Origin of the sequence: Microbacterium sp. 1.5R (assembly GCF_007667425.1) — a bacterium.
Classification (GTDB): Bacteria; Actinomycetota; Actinomycetes; order Actinomycetales; family Microbacteriaceae; genus Microbacterium.
On record NZ_VDRC01000001.1, the window covers coordinates 1,850,773 to 1,871,878 of the forward strand.

At 69.2% G+C, this 21,106-nt stretch carries 18 protein-coding genes; 9 read left to right on the forward strand and 9 right to left on the reverse strand.

Annotated features, from left to right (window positions below):
- Positions 1-63 precede the first annotated feature (63 nt).
- The 3 genes from FSY98_RS16685 to FSY98_RS08900 all read right to left on the reverse strand — a co-directional run bounded on the left by FSY98_RS16685 (position 64) and on the right by FSY98_RS08900 (position 3,590).
- Positions 64-210, reverse strand: coding sequence for a hypothetical protein (locus FSY98_RS16685; RefSeq protein ID WP_186307594.1), 147 nt, complete (start codon positions 208-210; stop codon positions 64-66).
- Positions 207-2,540: a phosphoribosylformylglycinamidine synthase subunit PurL gene (gene purL, locus FSY98_RS08895; protein WP_144875863.1), complete on the reverse strand. Its 2,334-nt coding sequence runs from the start codon at positions 2,538-2,540 to the stop codon at positions 207-209. Before purL ends, FSY98_RS16685 begins: the two co-directional genes overlap by 4 nt.
- A gap of 96 nt (positions 2,541-2,636) precedes the next feature.
- Positions 2,637-3,590: a YafY family protein gene (locus tag FSY98_RS08900; protein ID WP_144875865.1), complete on the reverse strand. Its 954-nt coding sequence runs from the start codon at positions 3,588-3,590 to the stop codon at positions 2,637-2,639.
- Positions 3,591-3,632: 42 nt separating this feature from the next.
- On the opposite strand from FSY98_RS08900, the gene FSY98_RS08905 reads away from it, so the two are divergent.
- Entirely contained in the window at positions 3,633-3,911 is a 279-nt protein-coding gene (locus FSY98_RS08905; protein WP_260857334.1) for a peptide methionine sulfoxide reductase, read from the forward strand.
- A gap of 76 nt (positions 3,912-3,987) precedes the next feature.
- On the forward strand, positions 3,988-4,446 hold the full coding sequence (locus FSY98_RS08910) for a VOC family protein (RefSeq protein WP_144875867.1): 459 nt from the start codon (positions 3,988-3,990) through the stop codon (positions 4,444-4,446).
- A 136-nt stretch (positions 4,447-4,582) separates the two neighbouring features.
- On the opposite strand, the gene FSY98_RS08915 is transcribed toward FSY98_RS08910, so the two are convergent.
- On the reverse strand, positions 4,583-6,016 hold the full coding sequence (locus FSY98_RS08915; RefSeq protein WP_144875868.1) for a serine/threonine-protein kinase: 1,434 nt from the start codon (positions 6,014-6,016) through the stop codon (positions 4,583-4,585).
- A gap of 202 nt (positions 6,017-6,218) precedes the next feature.
- Here FSY98_RS08915 and FSY98_RS08920 point away from each other — a divergent pair, with 202 nt between their 5' ends.
- Positions 6,219-6,446, forward strand: coding sequence for a DUF2188 domain-containing protein (locus FSY98_RS08920; RefSeq protein WP_144875870.1), 228 nt, complete (start codon positions 6,219-6,221; stop codon positions 6,444-6,446).
- Positions 6,447-6,598: 152 nt separating this feature from the next.
- Positions 6,599-7,783, forward strand: coding sequence for a MalY/PatB family protein (locus FSY98_RS08925; RefSeq protein WP_144875871.1), 1,185 nt, complete (start codon positions 6,599-6,601; stop codon positions 7,781-7,783).
- 18 nt (positions 7,784-7,801) lie between these two features.
- Here FSY98_RS08925 and FSY98_RS08930 read toward each other — a convergent pair whose 3' ends face one another.
- On the reverse strand, positions 7,802-8,797 hold the full coding sequence (locus FSY98_RS08930; RefSeq protein WP_144875873.1) for an NAD(P)-dependent oxidoreductase: 996 nt from the start codon (positions 8,795-8,797) through the stop codon (positions 7,802-7,804).
- Between the two features lie 4 nt (positions 8,798-8,801).
- Entirely contained in the window at positions 8,802-10,133 is a 1,332-nt protein-coding gene (locus FSY98_RS08935; protein ID WP_144875875.1) for an MFS transporter, read from the reverse strand.
- A 131-nt stretch (positions 10,134-10,264) separates the two neighbouring features.
- Between FSY98_RS08935 and FSY98_RS08940 the strand changes: the two genes are divergently transcribed.
- Both FSY98_RS08940 and FSY98_RS08945 read left to right on the forward strand, forming a co-directional pair.
- Positions 10,265-12,568: an FAD-dependent oxidoreductase gene (locus tag FSY98_RS08940; RefSeq protein ID WP_144875877.1), complete on the forward strand. Its 2,304-nt coding sequence runs from the start codon at positions 10,265-10,267 to the stop codon at positions 12,566-12,568.
- 27 nt (positions 12,569-12,595) lie between these two features.
- A complete protein-coding gene (locus FSY98_RS08945) occupies positions 12,596-13,375 on the forward strand; it encodes an IclR family transcriptional regulator (RefSeq protein ID WP_144875879.1) in 780 nt (259 codons plus the stop codon).
- A gap of 328 nt (positions 13,376-13,703) precedes the next feature.
- Here FSY98_RS08945 and FSY98_RS08950 read toward each other — a convergent pair whose 3' ends face one another.
- The 3 genes from FSY98_RS08950 to FSY98_RS08960 form a co-directional block, all read right to left on the reverse strand.
- Positions 13,704-14,918: a glycoside hydrolase family 76 protein gene (locus tag FSY98_RS08950; RefSeq protein WP_144875881.1), complete on the reverse strand. Its 1,215-nt coding sequence runs from the start codon at positions 14,916-14,918 to the stop codon at positions 13,704-13,706.
- Between the two features lie 91 nt (positions 14,919-15,009).
- Positions 15,010-16,785 carry a class I mannose-6-phosphate isomerase gene (locus FSY98_RS08955; protein WP_144875882.1) on the reverse strand — a complete coding sequence of 592 codons (1,776 nt, stop codon included), beginning with the start codon at positions 16,783-16,785 and terminating at the stop codon, positions 15,010-15,012.
- Positions 16,786-16,892: 107 nt separating this feature from the next.
- Positions 16,893-17,906, reverse strand: coding sequence for a LacI family DNA-binding transcriptional regulator (locus FSY98_RS08960; protein ID WP_144875884.1), 1,014 nt, complete (start codon positions 17,904-17,906; stop codon positions 16,893-16,895).
- A gap of 195 nt (positions 17,907-18,101) precedes the next feature.
- Here FSY98_RS08960 and FSY98_RS08965 point away from each other — a divergent pair, with 195 nt between their 5' ends.
- From FSY98_RS08965 to FSY98_RS08975, 3 genes are read left to right on the forward strand one after another with little or no spacing between them, the layout of a single operon-like run.
- Complete coding sequence (locus FSY98_RS08965) at positions 18,102-19,346, forward strand: ABC transporter substrate-binding protein (RefSeq protein WP_186307596.1); 1,245 nt, start codon at positions 18,102-18,104, stop codon at positions 19,344-19,346.
- The gene (locus FSY98_RS08970; RefSeq protein ID WP_260857335.1) at positions 19,343-20,272 is read left to right on the forward strand and encodes a carbohydrate ABC transporter permease; all 930 of its coding nucleotides are present in this window, start codon (positions 19,343-19,345) and stop codon (positions 20,270-20,272) included. Before FSY98_RS08965 ends, FSY98_RS08970 begins: the two co-directional genes overlap by 4 nt.
- Complete coding sequence (locus FSY98_RS08975; protein ID WP_222119132.1) at positions 20,269-21,090, forward strand: carbohydrate ABC transporter permease; 822 nt, start codon at positions 20,269-20,271, stop codon at positions 21,088-21,090. Before FSY98_RS08970 ends, FSY98_RS08975 begins: the two co-directional genes overlap by 4 nt.
- Positions 21,091-21,106 lie beyond the last annotated feature (16 nt).

A 21,106-nucleotide genomic window follows, 5' to 3' on the forward strand; every position in this document is an offset into this window, starting at 1 on the left:
GCTCGGCGGTCACCCCTCACTTCTTCTTCGGGTCCGGACTCGACGGGAGCCGGCCGACTTCTCTCAGCCCAGGATCAGCGTGATCACGGTCGCGCCGCCACCGCCGAGCAGCAACGCCACGATCACGACCCACGCGACCACGCGGATGCGACGGTTGCGTCGCTCCCCGAGGTCGCCGTAGTCGTCGTCGGAGCGGCTCAGTTCGCTCATGCGCTGACCGGCTCCGCGACGGTCGGACCGAAGGCGGCGGGCAGCGTGGCCTGCGAGCGCTCGCGGATCTCGGCGATCGACACCGTGAAGACGTCCTGCACCTCGAGCTGCGCGTCGTGGCTGTCGGTCACGCCGATGCGGGCGACGGGGTAGTTGCGACCCTCGCACAGTCCGCGGAACTTCACGTCGTCCTCGCGGGGCACGGTCACGATCACGCGACCGGTCGACTCCGAGAACAGCGCCGTTGCGGCATCCACCCCATCGCGCTCGATGATCTCGTTCAGCCAGACGCGCGCGCCGACCCCGAAGCGTGAGACTCCTTCGGCGAGGGCCTGGGTGAGGCCGCCCTCCGACACGTCGTGCGCCGACGAGATCAGCCACTCGTCGCGGGCGGCCGCCAGCAACCCGGCGAGGCGCTTCTCGCCCGCGAGGTCGACCTTCGGGGGCAGTCCGCCGAGGTGCTGGTGCACGGTCTCGGCCCACGCCGACCCCGAGAGCTCGGTCGAGGTCGTGCCGAGCAGGTAGATGTTCTGACCCTCGTCCTGCCACCCCGACGGGATGCGGCGCGAGACGTCGTCGATGATGCCGAGCACGCCGACGAGCGGGGTCGGGTGGATCGGCACGTCGCCGGTCTGGTTGTAGAACGACACGTTGCCGCCGGTGACCGGGGTGCCGAGCTCGTAGCAACCGTCTGCGAGGCCGTCGACAGTCTGGCCGAACTGCCACATGACCTCGGGGTTCTCGGGGGATCCGAAGTTCAGGCAGTCGGTGATCGCGGTCGGCACGGCGCCCGTGACGGCGACGTTGCGGTACGCCTCGGCGAGCGCGAGTTGCGCACCGGCGTACGGGTCGAGCTGGCAGTAGCGGCCGTTGGCGTCGGTCGAGATCGCGAAGCCGAGGCCCGACTCCTCGTCGACGCGGATCATGCCGGCGTCGTCGGGGAACGAGAGGGCCGTGTTGCCGAGCACGTAGTAGTCGTACTGGTTGGTGATCCAGCGGGTGTCGGCGAGGTTGGGGCTCGCGACGAGCGAGAGGAACTGCTCGCGCAGCTCGGCCGGGTCGTTCGAGCGAGGCAGGTTCTCGGCGGCATCCGCCTGGAGTGCGTCGATCCACGTCGGGTACGCGACGGGGCGGTCGTAGACCGGGCCGTCGACCGCGACGGTCGAGGGGTCGACGTCGACGATGCGCTCGCCCTGCCAGTCGATGATGAGGCGGCCGTCGCCGGTCACCTCGCCGAGCACGGAGGTCTCGACCTCCCACTTGCCGACGACCTCGAGGAAGGCGTCGAGCTTCTCGGGCGCGACGATCGCCATCATGCGCTCCTGCGACTCCGACATGAGGATCTCCTCGGCCGTGAGCGAAGGATCGCGCAGCAGGACATTGTCGAGCGACACCTTCATGCCGCTGTCGCCGTTGGCCGCGAGCTCGGAGGTCGCGCAGGAGATGCCGGCGGCGCCGAGATCCTGAATGGCCTCGACGAGCTCACCGCGGTACAGCTCGAGGCAGCACTCGATGAGCACCTTCTCGGCGAACGGGTCGCCCACCTGCACGGCGGGGCGCTTCGTCGGACCGGTCTCGTCGAACGAGTCGGAGGCCAGGATGCTGGCACCGCCGATGCCGTCCCCACCCGTGCGGGCGCCGAAGAGCACGACCTTGTTGCCGACACCCGTGGCGTTCGCGAGCTTGAGGTCTTCGTGACGGAGCACGCCGACCGCGAGCGCGTTCACGAGCGGGTTGGCCTGGTAGACGGAGTCGAAGACCGTCTCGCCGCCGATGTTCGGGAGGCCCAGGCAGTTGCCGTAGAAGCTGATGCCGCTGGTCACGCCGTGCACCACGCGGGCGGTGTCGGGGTGGTCGATCGCGCCGAAGCGCAACGCGTCCATGACCGCGACGGGGCGGGCGCCCATCGAGATGATGTCGCGGACGATGCCGCCGACGCCGGTCGCCGCACCCTGGAAAGGCTCGATGAAGGACGGGTGGTTGTGCGACTCTGCCTTGAACGTGACGGCCCAGCCCTCGCCGACGTCGATGACGCCCGCGTTCTGGCCCATGCCCACCATGAGGCGTTCCTTCATCTCGTCCGAGACCTTCTGGCCGAAGCGGCGCAGGTAGTTCTTCGACGACTTGTAGGAGCAGTGCTCCGACCACATCACGGAGTACATCGCCAGCTCACCCGAGGTGGGGCGGCGGCCGAGGATCTCCTTGATGCGGGCGTACTCGTCGTCCTTGAGGCCCAGGGCGCCGTAGGGCTGCTCCTTCTCGGGCGTCGCGATCGCGTTCTCGACGGAGTCGGGGACGTGCTGGGGGGAAGGTGCAGAAGCGGTGGTCACGCGCACTCCAAAGGAAGGGGCCGGCGGGGCGTCTCCAGTCTACCGGGGAGGTCGGGGCCGGATTCCGCGGCGAGACCGCGCCCGGGACACCGCGTGTCAGGCCGAGGAGTCGCCCGCGGCGGCGAGTCGCCCCGCCAGCACCCCGGCCGCCGTCCGCAGCTCCTCCGGCCCGACGATCTCGAACGGCGCATCGAACCGCGCGACCGCGGCCAGCACGCCCACCCACGACCAGGAGCCGAGCGACATCCGGCAGGATTCGGCGTCGATCTCCTCGAGCGTGCCGTCGCCGAGGAACGGGGCGATCTGCCGCGCGGGCAGGTGCATCACCACCTCGCCGATACAGGGCCACCGGTCCTCCGATACCGACCCCTTCGACCGGGCGGCCAGATAGGTCGCGGCATCCGCGGCGGGCAGAGCGCGCGGCGTGAACGACGGACCGGTCGGGATGCGCGGACGCAGCCGATCGAGCCGGAAGGTGCGCCAGTCGTCGGCATCCACGTCCCAGGCGATCAGGTACCACCGCCCCTCCCGCGCGACGATGGCGTGCGGTTCGCTCCGCCGGGCCGGCCGGTCGGCAGGTGCGCCGTAGTCGAAGCGCAGCATCCGCCGCTCTCGGACGGCGGCGCTCACCGCCTCGAGGACCGCCGGGTCGACTCGCGTCTCGTTCTCGACGCGCGTGAAGCGGATGCCGTCGACGCGATGCCGCAGTCGCGAGGGCATGACCTGCCGAACCGTGGCGAGCGCCCGGGTCGCGGCCTCTTCGACGTCGACACCGCTCGACGGCACGCTCTGCAGGGCGACGGCGATCGCGACGGCCTGGTCGTCGTCGAACAGCAGCGGCGGCAACTCCGACCCCGCCGCGAGCCGGTAGCCGCCGTCCGGACCCTTGGTCGCGCCGATCCGGTAGCCGAGCTCGCGCAGGCGCTCGACATCGCGCCGCACGGTGCGCGGAGTGACGTCGAGCCGCTCGGCGAGCACCCGTCCCGGCCAGTCGCGGGGATTCTGCAGCAGCGACAGCAGGGCGAGCATACGCGCGGAGCTTCCGGTCATACCGGGATTGTCTCGCGAGAAGAGGACGTATCCTGACCGCTGATGGATCGACACGATGATGACGGGCTCGCCGACCTGACCGGGCTGGTCGACCGTGTTCCCGACGGCTGGACGCGCGCGACCTACGAGGGGCGGACGTACGGCCTGTCGCGCACGAACCGCGTCGACGGGCGCGTCGTCACGATCACCGCCGCAGAGCTGGGCGGGACCGACCTCGTGAGCGCCAACGTGTACCGCACCCGGGCGGGCGACGAGCTGCGATCGTGCGAGATGCCCGATGCGAAGGTGCTCTCCTTTCTCCGCGGATGGACGTCGGAGTAGAGGACCGGATCTGACCTCTTCGCCTGGGATCGTCGATGTCAGCGGCAGCACCGCCGCATGACATCAGGAGAATGACATGACGATCACCACCACCACCCACCTCAACTTCCGCGGTACTGCTCGGCAGGCGCTCGAGTTCTATCAGTCGGTCTTCGGCGGAGAGGTCACCATCGCGACCTACGGCGACTTCGGCATGCCCGCCGGCGTGCCCGGTGCCGACAAGGTCGTCTTCGGGCAGATCGTGAGCCCCGACGGCATCCGCCTGATGGCGTACGACGTCCCGGGTCACGACGACGCGGATGCCGCGGCCACCGCCGGCACGACCCGCCGCGAGAACGGGACCACGATCACCGACCGCACGTTCTTCCAGTCGCTTCAGGCCGGTTCGCTCGACGAGCTGCGGGGCTACTGGGACGCGCTCGCCGACGGTGCTGCCGTCGTCGAGCCGCTCGCCGCGTCGGCGTGGTCCGCCGGATTCGGGATGCTCACCGACCGGTTCGGCGTGACCTGGGTGCTCGACGTGCGCGCCGCCTGATCATCGCGCCTTAGGTTGGCACCTGGCGCGGGAATTCGTCGCGGATTACGACGCAAGGTGCCGACCGAACGGGGTGGTTCTGTGTGCGTCGTTGCTGAACGTGTCACCGAACGGGGGGTCCGACGGTTCGCCGGGGTCAGTCCTCGTCGCGGTCGGGCTTGTTCCCGTTGTTGTTGCCGGGGCCCTTGTTCTTGTTGTCGTTCCCCTTGTTGCCGCTGTTGTTGCCGGGGCCCTTGTTCGCGTTGTCGCTCTTCGTCGGTTCGGTCACGGCGGGCTCGTTCACGGCCGGTTCGCTCAGGGCGGGCTCGTTCACGATCGGCTGCTGATCCGTCGGCTCGCTCACGACGACCTCGACCGGGTTCTCGCCCGCGTCGTCGGGAGCGATCACGGTGCGCTCGGCGAAGGATGCTGCGAGGCGCCCTCCCTCCGCGACCGCGGGGTTGGCGGCCACGAGGCCGGTGACGAGGGCTCCTGCGACGACGACTCCGGCTGCGGCGGCGATGCCGATGAGCGCACGGGGGTTGCGGCGCCGGCGCACGGGGTCGGAGGGGGCGAGCACAGCGGTGCGGTCGGTGCGTGCATCGGCCGAGCCGGCGGGCGCGGCAGCGAGGGCGGGCCCGGCAGCTGCGGCGGGAGCGCCACTGGCAGCGGCCGTGGCGGGAGCGGCCGAGGAGGCGGCTGCGGCTGCGGCATCCGTCTCCGCGGCGACCGGCTCGACCGCCGTCGGAGCCTCGCCGCGCATCAGTGCGCGCGCAGCGCGAGCGACGTCGCGGGCCGTCGGCCGCTCCGCCGGCTCGAGGCTCGTCATGCGTTCGAGAAGGCCGCGCCACTCGTCGGTCACGCTGTCGGGGATCGTCGGTGCGTTCATCAGGCGGGCGACGGCGGCTCCGCGCCCGTTGCTCGTGACGGGGTACCCGGGCATGCCGGTGAGCGCCTCGATGAGCATGAGCCCGAGCGAGAAGATGTCGACCTCGGTGCCGGGTTCGGCGTCGCGCAACTGCTCCGGCGACATGTACGTGAGGGTGCCCAGCACGATGCCGGGCGATGTCAGACGGGGGCTGCCCACCGTGCAGGCGATGCCGAAGTCGGCGAGCTTCGCCGTCCACGGTCCGCCGCCCGGGTTGCGGGCGAGCAGCACGTTCGACGGCTTCACGTCGCGGTGCACGATGCCGGCGGCGTGCACGATCGACAGCGCCTCGGCGATGTCGCGGGCGACGCGCGCGACCTGTCGCGGACGCATCGGCCCGGTTCCCATGCGGCGGGCAAGAGTGGGTCCTTCGACGAACTCCATCACCAGGTAGCGCGGGCGACCGGGGATGAGCTGTGCGTCGTAGAGGGTGACGAGGCAGCGGTGATCGACGGCCGCGAGCAGCGCCTTCTCGTTGTGCGCCCGCTCGGCCGACATCGCGGCACCGTCGTCTTCGTGGATCATCTTGATCGCGACGGTGCGCCCGAGATGGGTGTCGTCGGCGCGGTACACGGTGGCCATGCCGCCGCGACCGACGCGCTCGGTGAGCACGTAGCGGCCGTCGAGCAGCGCCTCGGTGGGAGACATCACCTCGAGGCTCATCGCGCACTCCGCACGCGGGCAGTCGGGTCGGGCATGAGATGAACGTATGCGGAGCAGATCGAGGAGTCATCGCCCTTGACGTGGGGCGCGTTGTCTGGATGGGATCCCATTCGCCTCTTCGTGGGGAAGCGCGGATCCTGTCAAGCCCCTGCGTCCCTTTCGGAGGCCTCGCGTAGAAATGGAGGGACGGAGAGGACACCCCATGGCTGCAGGCGACATCGAGACATTCCAGCGCGACGGCATCTGGTTCAACCGCATCGAGGGCGAATCGCGCACCCTGGGGAACAGCTTCGAGACGCGGGAGGAAGCCGAGCGGGTCGGCCGCGGAGCGGCGACCGCACGACAGGTCGCGCACAACATCCGCACCGAGGAGGGGCCGTCCGACACCGGAGGGCTGCACCAGTTCCACCCGCGCGAGCGTATGAACTGAGGTCGGGGCGTCGTCATGCGTCGTCACAGGAGATGCGCGCCGATCGGGCCCGTCCGTAGGCTGGGGGCTCCGTCGAAGGAGTGACCGTGTCAGCCATCCGCCCCGCGAGCGCCGATCAGCGATGTCGGCGCGGCCGCTGAGAGCCGAACGATATGACCGACGCCGCACCTCGCCGCTCTCACCCGTTCGACGCCAGGACGCGATTCGACCTCGATCGTCCTGAGAGTCGCAAGTGGAGCCTGCATCCCGGCAGCATCGGCGCCTGGGTCGCCGAGATGGACTTCGGTGTGGCACCGGAGATCGCTGCGGCGATGCACCGTGCGATCGACGAGGAGACGCTCGGATATCTGTCTCCGCCGCTCGCCGCCGACCTCGGCGCCGCCACCGCCGAGTGGATGCGCGACGAGTACGGCTGGACCGTCGATCCGGAGCGAGTGCATCCGGTGTCGGACGTGATGGCAGCGCTGCGGGTGGCCGTGGAGGAGTACGCGCCGGCCGGGTCGCCGGTCATCGTGCCGACGCCCGCGTACATGCCGTTCCTCACTTACCTGCCCTCGATCGGTCACTCCGTGATCGAGGTGCCCGGCGTCGAGGTCGACGGCCGCTGGCACCACGATCTCGACCGCATCGACGCGGCGTTCGCCGCCGGCGCGCGCACGCTCGTGCTGTGCAACCCGCACAACCCGACCGGCACGGTGATCGAACGCGCCGAGCTCGAGGCGATCGCAGAGATCGTCGAGCGGCATGGTGGGCGGGTGTTCGCCGACGAGATCCACGCGCCGCTGCGCTTCGACGAGCGACCCTTCATTCCCTACGCATCGCTGTCGGAGGCCACGGCCGCACACACCGTGACGGGGACGAGTGCGTCGAAGGCGTGGAACATCCCCGGGCTCAAGGCCGCCCAGCTCGTGCTGTCGAACGACATCGACCAGGAGCAGTACCGCCGGTTCGGATTCTCGGTGCAGCACGGGGCGTCGACGCTCGGGGTGGTCGCCTCGACCGCGGCCTACCGGTCGGGCCGGCCCTGGCTCGAGGGAGTGCTCGCGTACCTCTCCGACTCGCGGCGCACGCTCGGCGAACTCGTCGCCGAGCAGCTGCCCGGCGCGGTGTACCGCGAACCAGAGGCCACCTACATCGGCTGGATCGATACGAGCGCCGTCGGCATCCAGGGCTCGCCCGCGCAGTTCTTCCGCGAGCAGGCCGGGGTCGTGCTCACCGACGGTGCGCTGCTGGGTCACGGGTACGAGGGCTTCGTGCGGGTGGTGTTCGCGACGCCGCGGCCGATCCTCGCGGATGCGCTCGCCGCGATGGGGGATGCCGTCCGCGCACTGCGCTGACGCGCTCACCCCGCCCCGCTACCCCCGAGACGCGGCCAGCCGCTCGCGTCGCGCCGCGACGGCGGCCTCGATCATGCGCTCCTCGTCGTACTCGGGCCGGAACCCCAGCAGCTCCCGCGCCCTCGCGTTGCTCGTCGTGTACGACGGCGCGGTGTCGGGCAGGGTCAACGGCGTCGTCGGCAGCCCGGCGGCCTCCGCGAGGCGCGCGGCGAACGAGCCGAGGTCGGTCGAGGAGTCGGGACCCAGCCCGATGACCTCGTGCCCGGAGGTGTCGCCCTCGAGCGCGAGCACGACGCCCCGCGCGAGGTCGGGAGCGGCCATGATACCCATGGTCGTCGGGGTGCCGTCTGCCCGCTGCGCCACGATCACCGTGTCGGCGTCGTCGTCGGCGAAGCCGCGCAGCTGGTCGGCGACGGAGGCGTTGCCCGCGGCATCCTCCTTCGCGAACCGGGCCTTCGCGAAGAACCGGGGCCCGGAGAAGAACGACGCCGGATCGAGCAGCTCGGCCGGATGCTGGGTGTGCGAGAACCGCAGCACCACGGTGTCCCAGTCCAGGGTGCGGCCGGCGAACGCGACCGTCTCCTCGGCCAGCACCTTGCTGAGTCCGTACCAGGTGCGTGGAAGGCGCGGATGCTGCTCGTCGACGGGCTGGTACTGCGGCGCGTTCTCGGGGTAGACCTCGCCGGTGCTCGCGAGCACGAACCGTCGCACCGACGACCCGGTCAGCGCGCGCACGAGGGCGACCGTTCCGGTGACGTTGGCCTCGTGGACCGCCTCGGCGTCGGCATCCTTCCACGACATGAAGGCGCCGAGATGGGCGACGGCGTCGGCATCCGCCAGTCTCGGGTCGTGCGGGGTCAGCTCCGTCAGGTCGCTGACGATGTGCTCCACGCCGGGGATCGGCTCGGCCGGGGCGACCCGGTCGAGGCCGATCACCTGGTGGCGGCGTTCGACGAGCTGCGCGGCGACGGTCGATCCGACGCGCCCCGATGCTCCGGTGACGACGATGCGCATGCGCTCAGCCCTTCTCGATCAGCGGGCTCTTCGCGGTCTCGCGGGCCCCGATCACGACGATGAGGGTGATGACGGCGGCCCCCATCACGTAGAAGGCCGGGGCGTAGGTGTTGCCCGTCCAGGTGATGAGACTCTGCGAGAACCAGGGCGTGATGCCGCCGAACGCGGCGACGGAGATGTTGTACGCGATCGCCATCGAGCCGTAGCGGATGTTCGTGGGGAACAACTCGGCCATGGCGGCGCTCATCGCTCCGTCGTAGGCGGCCATGAAGATGCCGAGGATGATCATGGCGAGCACGGCGGCGAGGAACGCGCCCGACCCCATGAGCATGAGCGTGGGGTAGGTGAGCACGATGAATCCGGCGGCGCCGATGATCATGACGGGCTTGCGGCCGATGCGGTCGCTCAGCAGGCCGAAGAACGGCACGAGGATCATGATCGCTGCGAGGCCGATGGTCGTCACCGCGTAGGCCGTCTGCTGGTCGAACTTCAGGTCGGTCTGCAGGTACGAGGGCATGAAGGTCTGCAGGATCCAGTGACCGACGGCCTTGAGCACGACGAAGCCGACGCAGAAGAGCAGAGCCTTCCACCAGCGCGAGATCGAGGTGCGCAGCGGCTTGGCCGTCACCTCGCCCTTCTCCTTGATCTTCTGAAACTCCGGGGTGTCCTCGAGCTTGAGCCGCAGGTACAGGCCGGCGACGCCGAGGGGAAGCGCGAGGGCGAACATCGCCCGCCAGCCCCAGTCGTTCAGGGCGTCCGAGCCGAGGGTCGCGGTGAAGAGGAGGACCAGCCCGGAGCCCGCGACGAAGGCCGCGAAGCCGAACACGTCGACGAAGCTCGACACGAAGCCGCGGCGGTTGCTGGGCGCGTACTCGGCGAGCAGCGTGGTGGCACCACTGCTCTCCCCACCGGCCGCGAAGCCCTGCACCAGGCGCACGATCACGAGCAGGATCGGCGCGACGAGGCCGATCGCGTCGTACGTGGGCAGGATGCCCATCACGAACGTGGCCCCCGAGGTGACCATGATCACGAGGCCGAGCGTGGTGCGGCGGCCGATGCGATCGCCCATGGAGCCGAAGAACAGGCCGCCGATCGGGCGCATGATGAAGCCGGCGGCGAAGACGCCGAACGACGACAGCAGTGCGGCCTGCGGGTCGCCGGTCTGGAAGAAGTGCATCGCGATGACCGTGGCGAGAGTGCCGTAGAGGCCGAAGTCGAACCATTCGACGAAGTGGCCGACGCCGGCTGCCGTGATGACCTTGCGCATGCGCCGGCGGCGCTCGTCGTCGGAGAGAACCGCGGTGCCGACGCCGTCGGCGGTGTCAGTGATACCCATTACGCGTCCTTGAGTAGAGGTGGTGGGGACACCACAAGCGTAGCGTCTGATGAGAAGTTACTACCGCTGAGTGGTAATGTGCAACCTGTGAACGGTAATCTGGTGCAGCCAGATGGTGACGAGGAGGTCCGATGATCAAGGCGCGGAGCCAGGTGGACGTAGTGGTCGTCGGCGGAGGACTCGCCGGCACCTGCGCGGCGATCGCCGCGGCGCGGATGGGATCGCGCGTCGCGCTGATCCAGAACCGGCCGGTGCTCGGAGGCAACTCCTCGAGCGAGGTGCGGGTGTGGGTCGTCGGCGCGACGGCGCACGGCACGCAGCGGTTCGCTCGCGAGACGGGCATCGTCGGCGAGCTCGTGCTCGAGAACCAGTACCGCAACCCCGAGGGCAACCCCTACTACTGGGACCAGGTGCTGCTCGACGCCGTGCGCTCGGAGCCGAACATCTCGCTGCACCTCAACACCGACGTCCGCGAGGTGCGCATGCACGACACCGCGCCCGGCGAGGCGCCGCGCATCGCCGCCGTGGTCGGGTGGACCATGGGCAGCGAGATCGAGACGGTGTTCGAGGCCCCGGTCTTCCTCGACTGCTCGGGCGACGGGCTCATCGGCCACCTGGCGGGCGCTGGCTACCGCATCGGGCGCGAGTCGAAGGCCGAGTTCGACGAGCCCTGGGCTCCGGATGCCGCCGACGACGAACTGCTCGGCAGTTCCCTCTTCTTCTACACGAAGGACGCAGGCAGGCCCGAGCGCTTCGTGCCCCCGCTGATCGCGAAGGACATCCGCGAGACGCCGATCGTGCGCAACCGCATCATCCGCACCGGCGACAACGGGTGCGACTACTGGTGGATCGAATGGGGAGGGCACCTCGACACCGTCTCATCGAACGAGCAGATCCGCGACGAGCTGTGGTCGATCGTCTACGGCATCTGGGACTACATCAAGAACTCCGGCGAGTTCGACGCCGACCGGCTCACCCTGGAATGGGTCGGAGCGATCCCCGGCAAGCGCGAGTACCGGCGGTTCATCGGCGACTACACGATGACGCAGCACGACGTGCTGGAGCAGACGTCGTTCGACGACGCCGTCGCGTTCGGCGGCTGGTCGATCGACCTCCATCCCGTCGAGGGCGTCTACGCCGAGAAGGCCGGAGCGTTGCAGCGCTACAGCGACGGCATCTACCAGATACCGTTCCGCAGCCTCTATTCGCGCGACGTCTCGAACCTCCTCTTCGCCGGCCGCAACATCTCGGCGTCGCACATCGCGTTCGGCTCGACCCGCGTCATGGCCACGTGCGCCACGCAGGGGCAGGCCGTCGGCACGGCAGCCGCGCTGCTCGCCCGCGACGGCCTCGCGCCGCGCGACCTCGCCGGGTCGCACCGGGGTGTGCTGCAGGCGGCGCTGCTGCGCGAGGACGCCCCGGTCTTCGGCATCTCGGCCGCCGACGCCGACGACCTCGCCGCGAGCGCGACGGTGACAGCGTCCAGCGTGCTCTCGGAGGTGTCGACCAGGGCTCATCGCACGCGCGAATCCCTGCCGCTCGACCGCGACATCGCCGTGATGATCCCGGTCGACCCGCGGATCGACGGTGTCGAGCTCGACATCGTCGCGACGGCGGACACGATGCTGCGCATCGAGCTCTGGAACACGGGCAAGCCGCAGAACGCCGTGCCCGTCGAGCGGATCGCCGAGGTCGAGGTCACGGTCGCCGCCGGCGCCGACTCCGTCTCGGCGCCGCTCTCGTGGCAGCCCGACGTCGCCGCCAACGCGGTCGTGATCGTGCGCGCCGACCCGCACGTCTCCCTGGTGCTCACCGACGAGCGTCCGTACGGGGTGCTCACGATGGGCGCGAAGCGCGCCGACGATGAGGCGTTCGACGACCACATCCCCGACGCCGACCACCAGCTCGTGACCGACTGGAACGCCCGGATGCTGCGTCGCCGCAGCCTCTCGCTCCGCGCCGTCGGGGAGACGCGCGCGTGGGCGGCGGACAAGGTCGTCGACGGCAGCAACCGCCCATACGGCGGGCCGCGCATGTGGTCGTCGGAGCGGATGGATGCCGAGGCGCTCGCCGCCTCGCCGGAGTGGATCGAGCTGCGCTGGCCGGAGCCGGTGGCCGCGGCATCCGTCCGTCTCGTGTGGAACGACGACGTCGACGAGGACCTCATCAACCTCCACCACCACCGCACCGAGTTCACCGTGATCCCCGAGCTGGTCGCCGACTACGAGGTGCAGGTGCAGGTCGACGGGGCGTGGCAGACAGTCGCCGACGTCACCGACAATCGGCACCGTCACCGCATCCACGATTTCGCGCGTCAGCGGATCGAGGCAGTGCGGGTACGGGTGCGCCGCACCAACGGGTACGCGTACGTGACGCTCAGCAGCGTGCGGGTGTACGCCGAGCAGAGCGGGCGCGATGTCGCACTTCCCTGGTGAGGCGCGGTCGTAGGGGAGACTGGGGTCATGGCGGCAGAGGTGCAGCAGGGAATCGGCCGGGCGGCGGCGGTGCTCGAGGCGATCGCGAGTGCGACGGGCGGGCCGCCCCGTGCGTCGGACATCTCGCGCGCCACCGGCCTCGGTGCGTCGACGATCGCCCGCATGCTGACCACTCTCGAAGAGCTCGGCTACGTCTCGAAGGTCGACAACGGGTACGCGATCGGGGCGGCCGTGATGTCGCTCGCCAGTCGCGGGCTCAACCAGTACCCGATCCACCGCGAGAGCCGCACGCCGGTACAGGAGCTCGCGCAGCGCACCGGCTTCAGCGCGAACGTCGCCGTGCGCGTCGGCGACAAGGCCGTGTATCTGTCGCACGCCGAGGGTGAGCTCGCCCGCAAATCGCACACCATGGTCGGACTCGGGCAGCCACTGCACGCCTCGGCGCTGGGCAAGTGCCTGCTGCTCGGCCTCACGGCGCCGGAGCGACGCGACCTGCTCGGCGACGATCTGCCGAAGTACACCGTGAACACGATCGGCGACCACGACTCCCTCGACGCGGAACTCGATCGGGTCGCCCGCGACGGGTACGCGACCGAAGACCAGGAGTTGGCGCTCGGTCGGCTGTGCGTCGCCGCGCCGATCCGCGACGCGAGCGGCGGCGCCGTCGGCGCCATCTCGCTGTCGGGTCGGCTCACGATGATGCGCGACCACGGGCTCGACCGGCTGCAGGAGGACGTCGTCGAGTCGGCCGACCGCATCAGCGTCGCCCTCGGTCTCATCTCGGCAGTGCCCCCGACCGCCCGCTGAGTCCGGCCCCCGCGCCGGCCCCTCCGGGGTCGTGGAGCGAGCGGGGCGAGCGCCGTACTGAGCGAGCGGAGCGAGTCGAAGTGACGAAACGCGGTGAGTTTCGTAGAACGGCTCACGACGTTTCGTCTCGGTGCTTCGCTCCTCGCTCAACGGCCGGGGAGTTCCTCTCGGGTCGTTGAGCGCGCGGACCCCCTCCCGCGGGGCGTTGAGCGAGCGGAGTCCCCCACCCGGGTCGTTGATCGAGCGCAGCCCCCGGGTCGTTGAGCGAGCGGAGCGAGTCGAAGCGCGGTCCTTCCCGCGCGGCGCCTCGCCCCGCTGCCCCCTCCCCCTAGCTCACGTTGCCGAGAGCACCGCGGTCCCAGGCGAGGATCGCGAAGATCTGGATCATGCCGGACTGGTCGAGCGTCGCCGCAGGGCGGTTCGGGTCGTAGTCGCCGCCGCCCGACGGCTGGAAGTGGAACAGTCCGGTCGCCGGATCGCGGTTCGTGTCCCACACCAGCTGCGCGTACTGCTCGGCGGCCGCGCGGTACGCCGGGTCATGGCTGACCGAGTCGAGCAGGAACAGGTCGCGGAAGTAGAACGCGTTGAAGATCGCCGGCTGCTGCTGCAGGCGGTTCTCGGCGGTCCAGTACTTCAGCGAGCCCCGTGCTGCCGCCTCGGCCTGGGAGAGGTACTTCGCCTCTCCGGTGGCCCGGTAGAGGATGGTCGCGGTCGCGATCATCGACCCCGAGTTGTATGTCCAGAGGGTGGGGTTCACCTCGCCCGCATCGTTGATGCTGTTCGCATAGAGCCCTGCCGAGGTCTTCAGGCACTTGTTGTTCCAGTTGTAGAGCCTCTTGCTCCAAATGAGATAGTCCGGCTGGCCGGTCTGCTCGTAGAGGTGCGCCGCGAGCTGGGCGGCGAGGCCGGTGATGTTCGCGCCGCGGTCGGCGTTGTCCGGTCGGTCGATCCAGTCCATGCCCCCGGGGCAGGCCAGCGCGGTGTCGGTGTTCCAGCCCCGCACGACGATCGAGAAGGCGTGCTCGGCCTTGTCGAGGTAGGCGGGATCGCCCGTCTTGCGGTACTGCCGCACGTCGGTGAGGCCGATGATCGAGTTGTCGTCGTAGAAGACGTCGCCTCCGGCGCCGAGCGGGGCGGGCAGGTACGACTCGTACCCGGCACGGCCGCCCTCGCGCACGTTGTAGTAGAGCTCGAAGTTGGCGATGCGCTGCCGGGTGACGTTGGCGTATGCGGCGCCGATGCCCGGCATCCCCTGCATGTCGGCGGTCGCCTGGCTGGCCTCGCGGTACTCCCAGAGGTGCGAGTACGGGTTCACCTCCTCGCCGGTGTTGAGCTTGTACAGCTGGTGACCCGCGGCGCCGAGATAGAGGTGGTCCTGCAGCGCGTCGTAGCTGACGACAGCGCGGTCGGACCACGTGTCGGCGGTCGAGGGGGGTGCGGCCTGCGCGGGCGCTGCCGCCGTGGCGACGAGCACCGCGACCGTGGCGAGAGCGATCGCGCCACCGCGGGCCGCACGGGTATGAGGGGAAGTGGTCGACGTCATCGTTCATCCTGTCTTCAGGGTTGATATCGTTATCAACGAGTCCAGCCTGACCGACGGGCGAAGCGGCGTCAACCCCTCCGGGGCCGACCGCTCAGACGGCCGTGCCCCGCACCGACGCCTTCACGGTCGCGCACTCCGCACCGATTCCAGCGCCGTGCGGACGGATCGAGTACGCCCCGACCGCGGCCGGGATGATGAACGTCTCGGCGTAGTGCACGACGAACGGATCGAAGGCTCCGGTGGGCGATTCCACGATCGCCTCGGAACCCCCTACGAGGTTCAACACATTGACCGTGCCCTGCGTGTCGTGCGGCACGGCATCCGTGAACCAGTGGCGGCGCACGTCGATGAACTCGAGGTCGTGCAGGCCCGTGCGCTCCTCGCGCCACCCGTCGCCCTCGGCGACCGGGGCGATCTGGTCGATGAGGTTCTCGTCCGTCCACTCGGTGTCGCGCTCCCACTGGATGTTCGCGAGCGCGTGGTCGAGGTGGATGGGCCGCGGCACGCCGTCGAGACCCACGCGGTCCCAGTCCCACATCTTGAAGGTGAAGATGTAGGGCGTGGCCGAGATCTCGAGCACCATCGAGTTCGCACCCGAGCAGTGCACCGTGCCGGCGGGGATCGAGAAGTGGTCGTGCTTCTTCGCCGGGTAGGTGTTGACGTAGTCCCCGGCGGGGAACGAGATCTCTCCGGCCTGCGCACGCGCGAGATCGGCGCCGAGCTTCTCGCGGTCGACCCCGGTCTTGAGCCCGAGGTACACGACGGCGTCGTCGTCGGCATCCAACAGGTAGTAGCTCTCGTCCTGCGTGTAGGCCATGCCGAACCGGTCGCGGATGTAGTCGGTCAGCGGATGCACCTGCAGCGAGAGGTTGCCGCCGCCCATCGTGTCGAGCAGGTCGAAGCGGATGGGGAACTCGGCGCCGAAGCGGGCGAACGTGCGCTCGCCGAGCAGGTCGCGCGGGTGCGAGAACACGAGGTCGATCGAGGGGATCTGGAACACGCCGTCGCCATCGGTCAGCAGCAGGCTGTTCTCTTCGGGAACCCCGTCGAACGACCAGGCGTAGTTCGCTTCGGACGCGTCGAGCCCGCACACCTGCTTCATCCACTGTCCGCCCCAGACGCCGGGGTCGAAGTACGGCACGACGCGGAACGGGCGGTGGGATGCCGTGGCCAGCGCCCCGCGGAAAGCGTCGCCCGTGATGAGCGTCGACGCGCCGATGCGGTTCACGTCGAGCACGAAGTCGGCGAGGTCGAACAGCGGACGTTTGTGCCGGTCGGCTGCGCGCCACTCAAGGAAGAACCCGCGCTTGATCTTGCGCAGCGGGTCCTCATCGTCGTTCTCGGCGTGCCAGTTCGGCATGCCGCGGCGGTAGCGCAGCTGGATCTCCCACCGCGCCATCTCGGCCAGCACCATCACGTCGGGGCGGGCGAGCGTCGCCGCGCCCCAACCCACCAGCACGGTCGGCGTCGTTCGCTCCTCGATGCGGCTGCGCAGTGCGGTGCGCTCGGCGGAGTCGTAGAAGGCGTCGATCGTCGAGTGCGACATGACCCCGAACACGCGGTCGTCGGTCAGGTTCTGCGCGAACCTCTCCGCCAGCTCGGATGCCGGCAGCGCCGCCGACTCCGCGTCGACGATGTCGAACCCGGGCAGTCCGTCGCGGATCTCGGCGGCGAGAGCGGCGAGGTCGGTGCCCGGGTACGCGTCGATCGCGATCAGGGCCCGGTCGCCCGCGGCCGTCGCCGCCTCGCGGAGGGTGCGCCAGACGCGATCGCCCCGGCGGATGGCCTCGCCCGGGGGGAGGTCGATCGTCGGACGGCGGTCGTAGGAGGACGCACGTTCTCCGGCGCGAGCAGAGGGGTGGGGCATCGCTGCAGCCTTTCATTCCGGATATCAGCGCGGGGACGCAGGAGCGACCCGTGCTGATATCGTTATCAACGTACAGGACGACGACGGGAAAAGCATCCATCGCTCCTTCACTCGCGGAAGCGCGTTGGAAGCTCGACGAGCTGGGGCTCGCTCTCGGGGGCCGCAAGGCGCTGCATCATCATGCGCGCCGCTGTGCGCCCCAACTCCCGCGGATCGTGCTCGATGACCGAGAGGTCGAACGGCACCAGACTCGACAGCTCGAAGTCGTCGAAAGCGACGATGCGCATGCCCTCTGCGCGCTGCGGATGCTCGGCAAGAGCGCGCAGCGCGCCGATGGTGTTGCGGTTGTTGGCGCTGAAGACGGCTGTGGGCGGGTCGTCGCTCGACAGGAGCTCGACCATGACGTCGTGCGCAGCGGCGTCATCGTTTTGGCCGGCGCGCACGAGGTCGGGATCGATCGCGACACCGGCCTCTTCGTGCGCCCTCTCGAATCCGCTGCGTCGCCGGCGACTCGTGAACACCGAGGCCCGGTTGCCGAGGAACGCGATGCGGCGGTGACCCTGCGCGAGCAGCGCGGCGGTGCCGTCGCGTGCGCCGTTCTCGTCGTCGACGAGCACGACGTCGGCCGTGACCCCGTCGACCTGACGAGAGGCGAGAGCCAGCGGGATGCCGGTCGCGACCGCCGTGCGCAGATGTGTCACGTCGCCGCCGGCCGGCACGACGATGAGTCCATCGACCTTGCGGCCGATGAAGTCGTTCACCAGGGCGCGTTCGCGCTCGATATCTTCACCGCTGTTGCCGACGAGCAGCAGCATGCCGTCGGTCGTGACGATCTCCTCGACGCCGAGCTGCACCTGCGCGTAGTAGGGGTTCGCGACGTTGGTGATGATCACGCCGATGAGGCCGGTGCGCTGCCCCGGTCGAAGGCTGCGGGCGTTCTCGTTGCGGCGGTAGCCGAGGGCGGCGACCGCGTCGAGCACGGCCTGCACCTTTTCGGGCCGCACATTCGGACCGCCGCTGAGCACGCGCGAGACCGTCATCGGCGAGACGCCGGCGGCGGCAGCCACGTCCTGCACGGTGGGTGCGGCGGAGCCGCGGTTCTTCGCAGGACGACCGGACATGCCGTCATGGTATCGATACTTCCGCGCCGCATCGGGGATCACCGCGCGCCGGATGCGCGCGCCATCGACCGGCGTCGCACTTGCCCCGGAGTGCTTGCCCTCACGTTCGGCAGCGTGTTACAGTCCGATTCTGATAACGATATCAACGCGAGGGACGCGAGATGTCGATCCTCAACCCGAACGAAGGAGTTCCGTGTGAAGTTCTCGCGAAGAATGGCCGCCGGCGCGGCCGTGCTCGTCACCGTGGCAGCGGTCGCCGGATGCGCAGGGTCGACCTCCGCATCGTCGACGGATCTGAAGTTCGTCACCGACAAGAGCTGGGATTTCGAGAAGTTCTCGTCCGTGTCGAAGGACGACATCGACGTCTCGCTCGACCCGGCGTACTACGCCGACCAGAACGCGTTCCAGGCGTTCATCAAGCAGTCCTTCCGCTCGAACAAGGCACCCGGGCTGTTCACCTGGCACACGGGTTCGTCGCTCGAGGATCTCGTCGCGGAGGGACTCGTCGCCGAGACCACCGACATCTGGGAGAAGGCCGTCGCCGACGGCAACATCAGCGAATCGGTGAAAGACCTCTACACGATCGACGGCAAGCAGTACTGCACGCCGATCAGCGTCGACGACTGGGTCATGTACTACGACAAGCGCACGTTCTCAGAGCTGGGCCTCGAAGTGCCCACCACCTGGGACGAGATGATGACGGTCTCCGACTCGCTCGTCGACGCCGGCATCGCGCCGTTCTGGAACTCGGGCGGCAACCCCTGGGCGTTCGTCTGGTTCCAGATCCTCACGGCCGGCACCGACGTGGAGCTCTACAACGACCTGATGTCGGGCGATGCGAAGTTCACCGACCCCGAGGTCGTCGAGGTCATGAACGTGTGGCTCGACATGAAGGAGAAGGGCTACTTCTCCGACCCCGGCTCGAAGACCCCGGGCGAGACGCAGATCAAGGACCAGGAGGTCGCGATGATCCCCTTCGGCACCTGGTACGCGAGCACGCTCGACACCGTGGGGCTGAAGAGCGGCACCGACTGGGGCGTCTTCCCGATCCCGAACGTGAACCCCGATCAGGAGGTCACTCCGGTGGCCATCGAGACCGCTCCCGCCTGCGTGCCCGAGAAGTCGGGGCAGCGCGAGCTGGGCCTCGAGTACTCGGAATGGTGGATGGGCACCGAGGCGCAGACCGCGTGGTCGGAGCAGCAGGGCAACCTGCCCTTCAACCCGAACGCCACGGCCGCGACCGAGGAGTTCCAGAAGATCGGCGAGGAGTACACCGACCCGAAGTACACGTTCTACCTGCGCTACTACGAGGCGGCGCCCGCGCCGATCCTCACCTCGTCGCTCGACCAGTTCACCGGATTCATGACCAACCCCGGCGATCCGACGCCGTACCTCGAAGGCATCCAGAAGGTCGCCGACGAGTACTGGAGCGAGCATTGAGCCGGACTCCGGTCCGCTCCGCGCGTCAGCGCGACGCCTGGGCCTTCATGGGCCCGGGCGTCGCGGTGGTCCTTCTGGCGCTGTACGTTCCGGTGCTGTACACCGTCTACCTGAGCTTCACCGAGTACGACGGCCTGGGCGACCCGGAATGGATCGGGCTCGACAACTACGTCGGGATGTTCCAGGATCCGGCGATCCTCGTCTCGATCCTCAACACGCTCGCCTGGGTCGGCGGCACTCTCCTCGTGCCGGTCGGGCTCGGCCTCCTCGTCGCGTACCTCGCCTACGGGCTCCCCGGTGCGGCGTGGCTGCGCGTCCCGTTCCTCATCCCGTACGCCCTCTCCGGCGTCGCGGTCGGCGTGATCTTCTCGTTCGTGCTGCAGAACGGCGGCGCGCTGTCGCAGGCGCTCGCGTTCCTGGGCCTCCCGGGGTCGGAGCTGCGGTGGCTGCAAGATGCTCCGCTCAACACGATCGTGATGATCCTCGCCGCCTCGTGGCAGGGCGTCGGCGTGAACGCCCTCCTGTTCACGGTCGGACTGCAGTCGATCCCGAAGGAGCCGCTCGAGGCCGCGAAGGTCGACGGCGCCGGTGGGTTCCGGCTCTTCACCTCCATGGTCTGGCCGCTGCTGCGGCCGACCACCACCATCGTGGTCGGGCTGTCAATCGTGAACAGCCTCAAGACGTTCGACATCGTGCAGTCGATGACCCAGGGCGGGCCGAACCGCGTCTCCGAGACCCTCGGCGTGACGATGTACCGCGAGACCTTCCTCAACAACGAGTACGGCATGGGTTCGGCCGTCGCCATCTTCCTGACCGTCATCACCGTCGCCGCATCCGTGATCTACCTGCGCCGCCAGCTGTCGCTCGGCGATGCCGCACCGCAGACGGATGCCGCACCCCGCAAGATGGGAGCGCGCCGCGCATGATCTCCAAGATCCTCCGCTACGGCATCCTCGGCCTGATGGGCATCATCTGGCTGCTGCCCATCTACCTGCTGCTCGCCAACGCGGGCAAGGTGACCTCGGAGTATTCCGGCTCACGACTGTGGGAACCCGGCAACCTGGGGAGCCTCTGGACGAACATCGTCGACGTCTTCACGACGACCGATGTACCGTCCGGTCTCTTCATCACGCTCGTCTACGCGATCGTGGCGCCGATCATCGCGGTCATCCTCGGCGCGGCCGTCGGCTACGCGGTGATCGCGCTCAAGCTGAAGCACGGCTTCTTCTGGTTCTTCGTGATCTTCTGCGGCACGGTCTTCCCGCTGCAGCTCATGGTGATCCCGCTGTTCGCCGCCTACTCGCAGGTGGGCCTGTTCGACACGGCCGTCGGCATGATCCTCATCTACTCCGTGGTCTGCCTGCCGTTCTCGGCCTTCGTGATGCGCAACTTCTTCGCCGGCATCGCCGAATCGGTCTTCGAGGCCGCGGTGGTCGACGGGGCGAAGCCGTGGCGCATCTTCACCCAGATCTACCTGCCGATGTCGCGCAGCGCGCTCGTCGTCGTCTTCATCCTGCAGGCGACGTGGGTGTGGAACGACTTCCTGCTCGCGCTCATCCTCACCCAGAGCTCCGAGACGCGGCCTGTGATGCCGCTGCTGCAGGCTCTGCAGTCGGTACAGGGCGGCGGCTCGGCGTTCACGGTGCTGCTCACCGCGGCGCTGCTCGTGTCGATCCCGACGGCGCTGCTGTTCGGACTCACCCAGAAGTACTTCCAGCGCGGGCTCGCCCTCGGGCAATACTGACCGATGCGCATGGCGA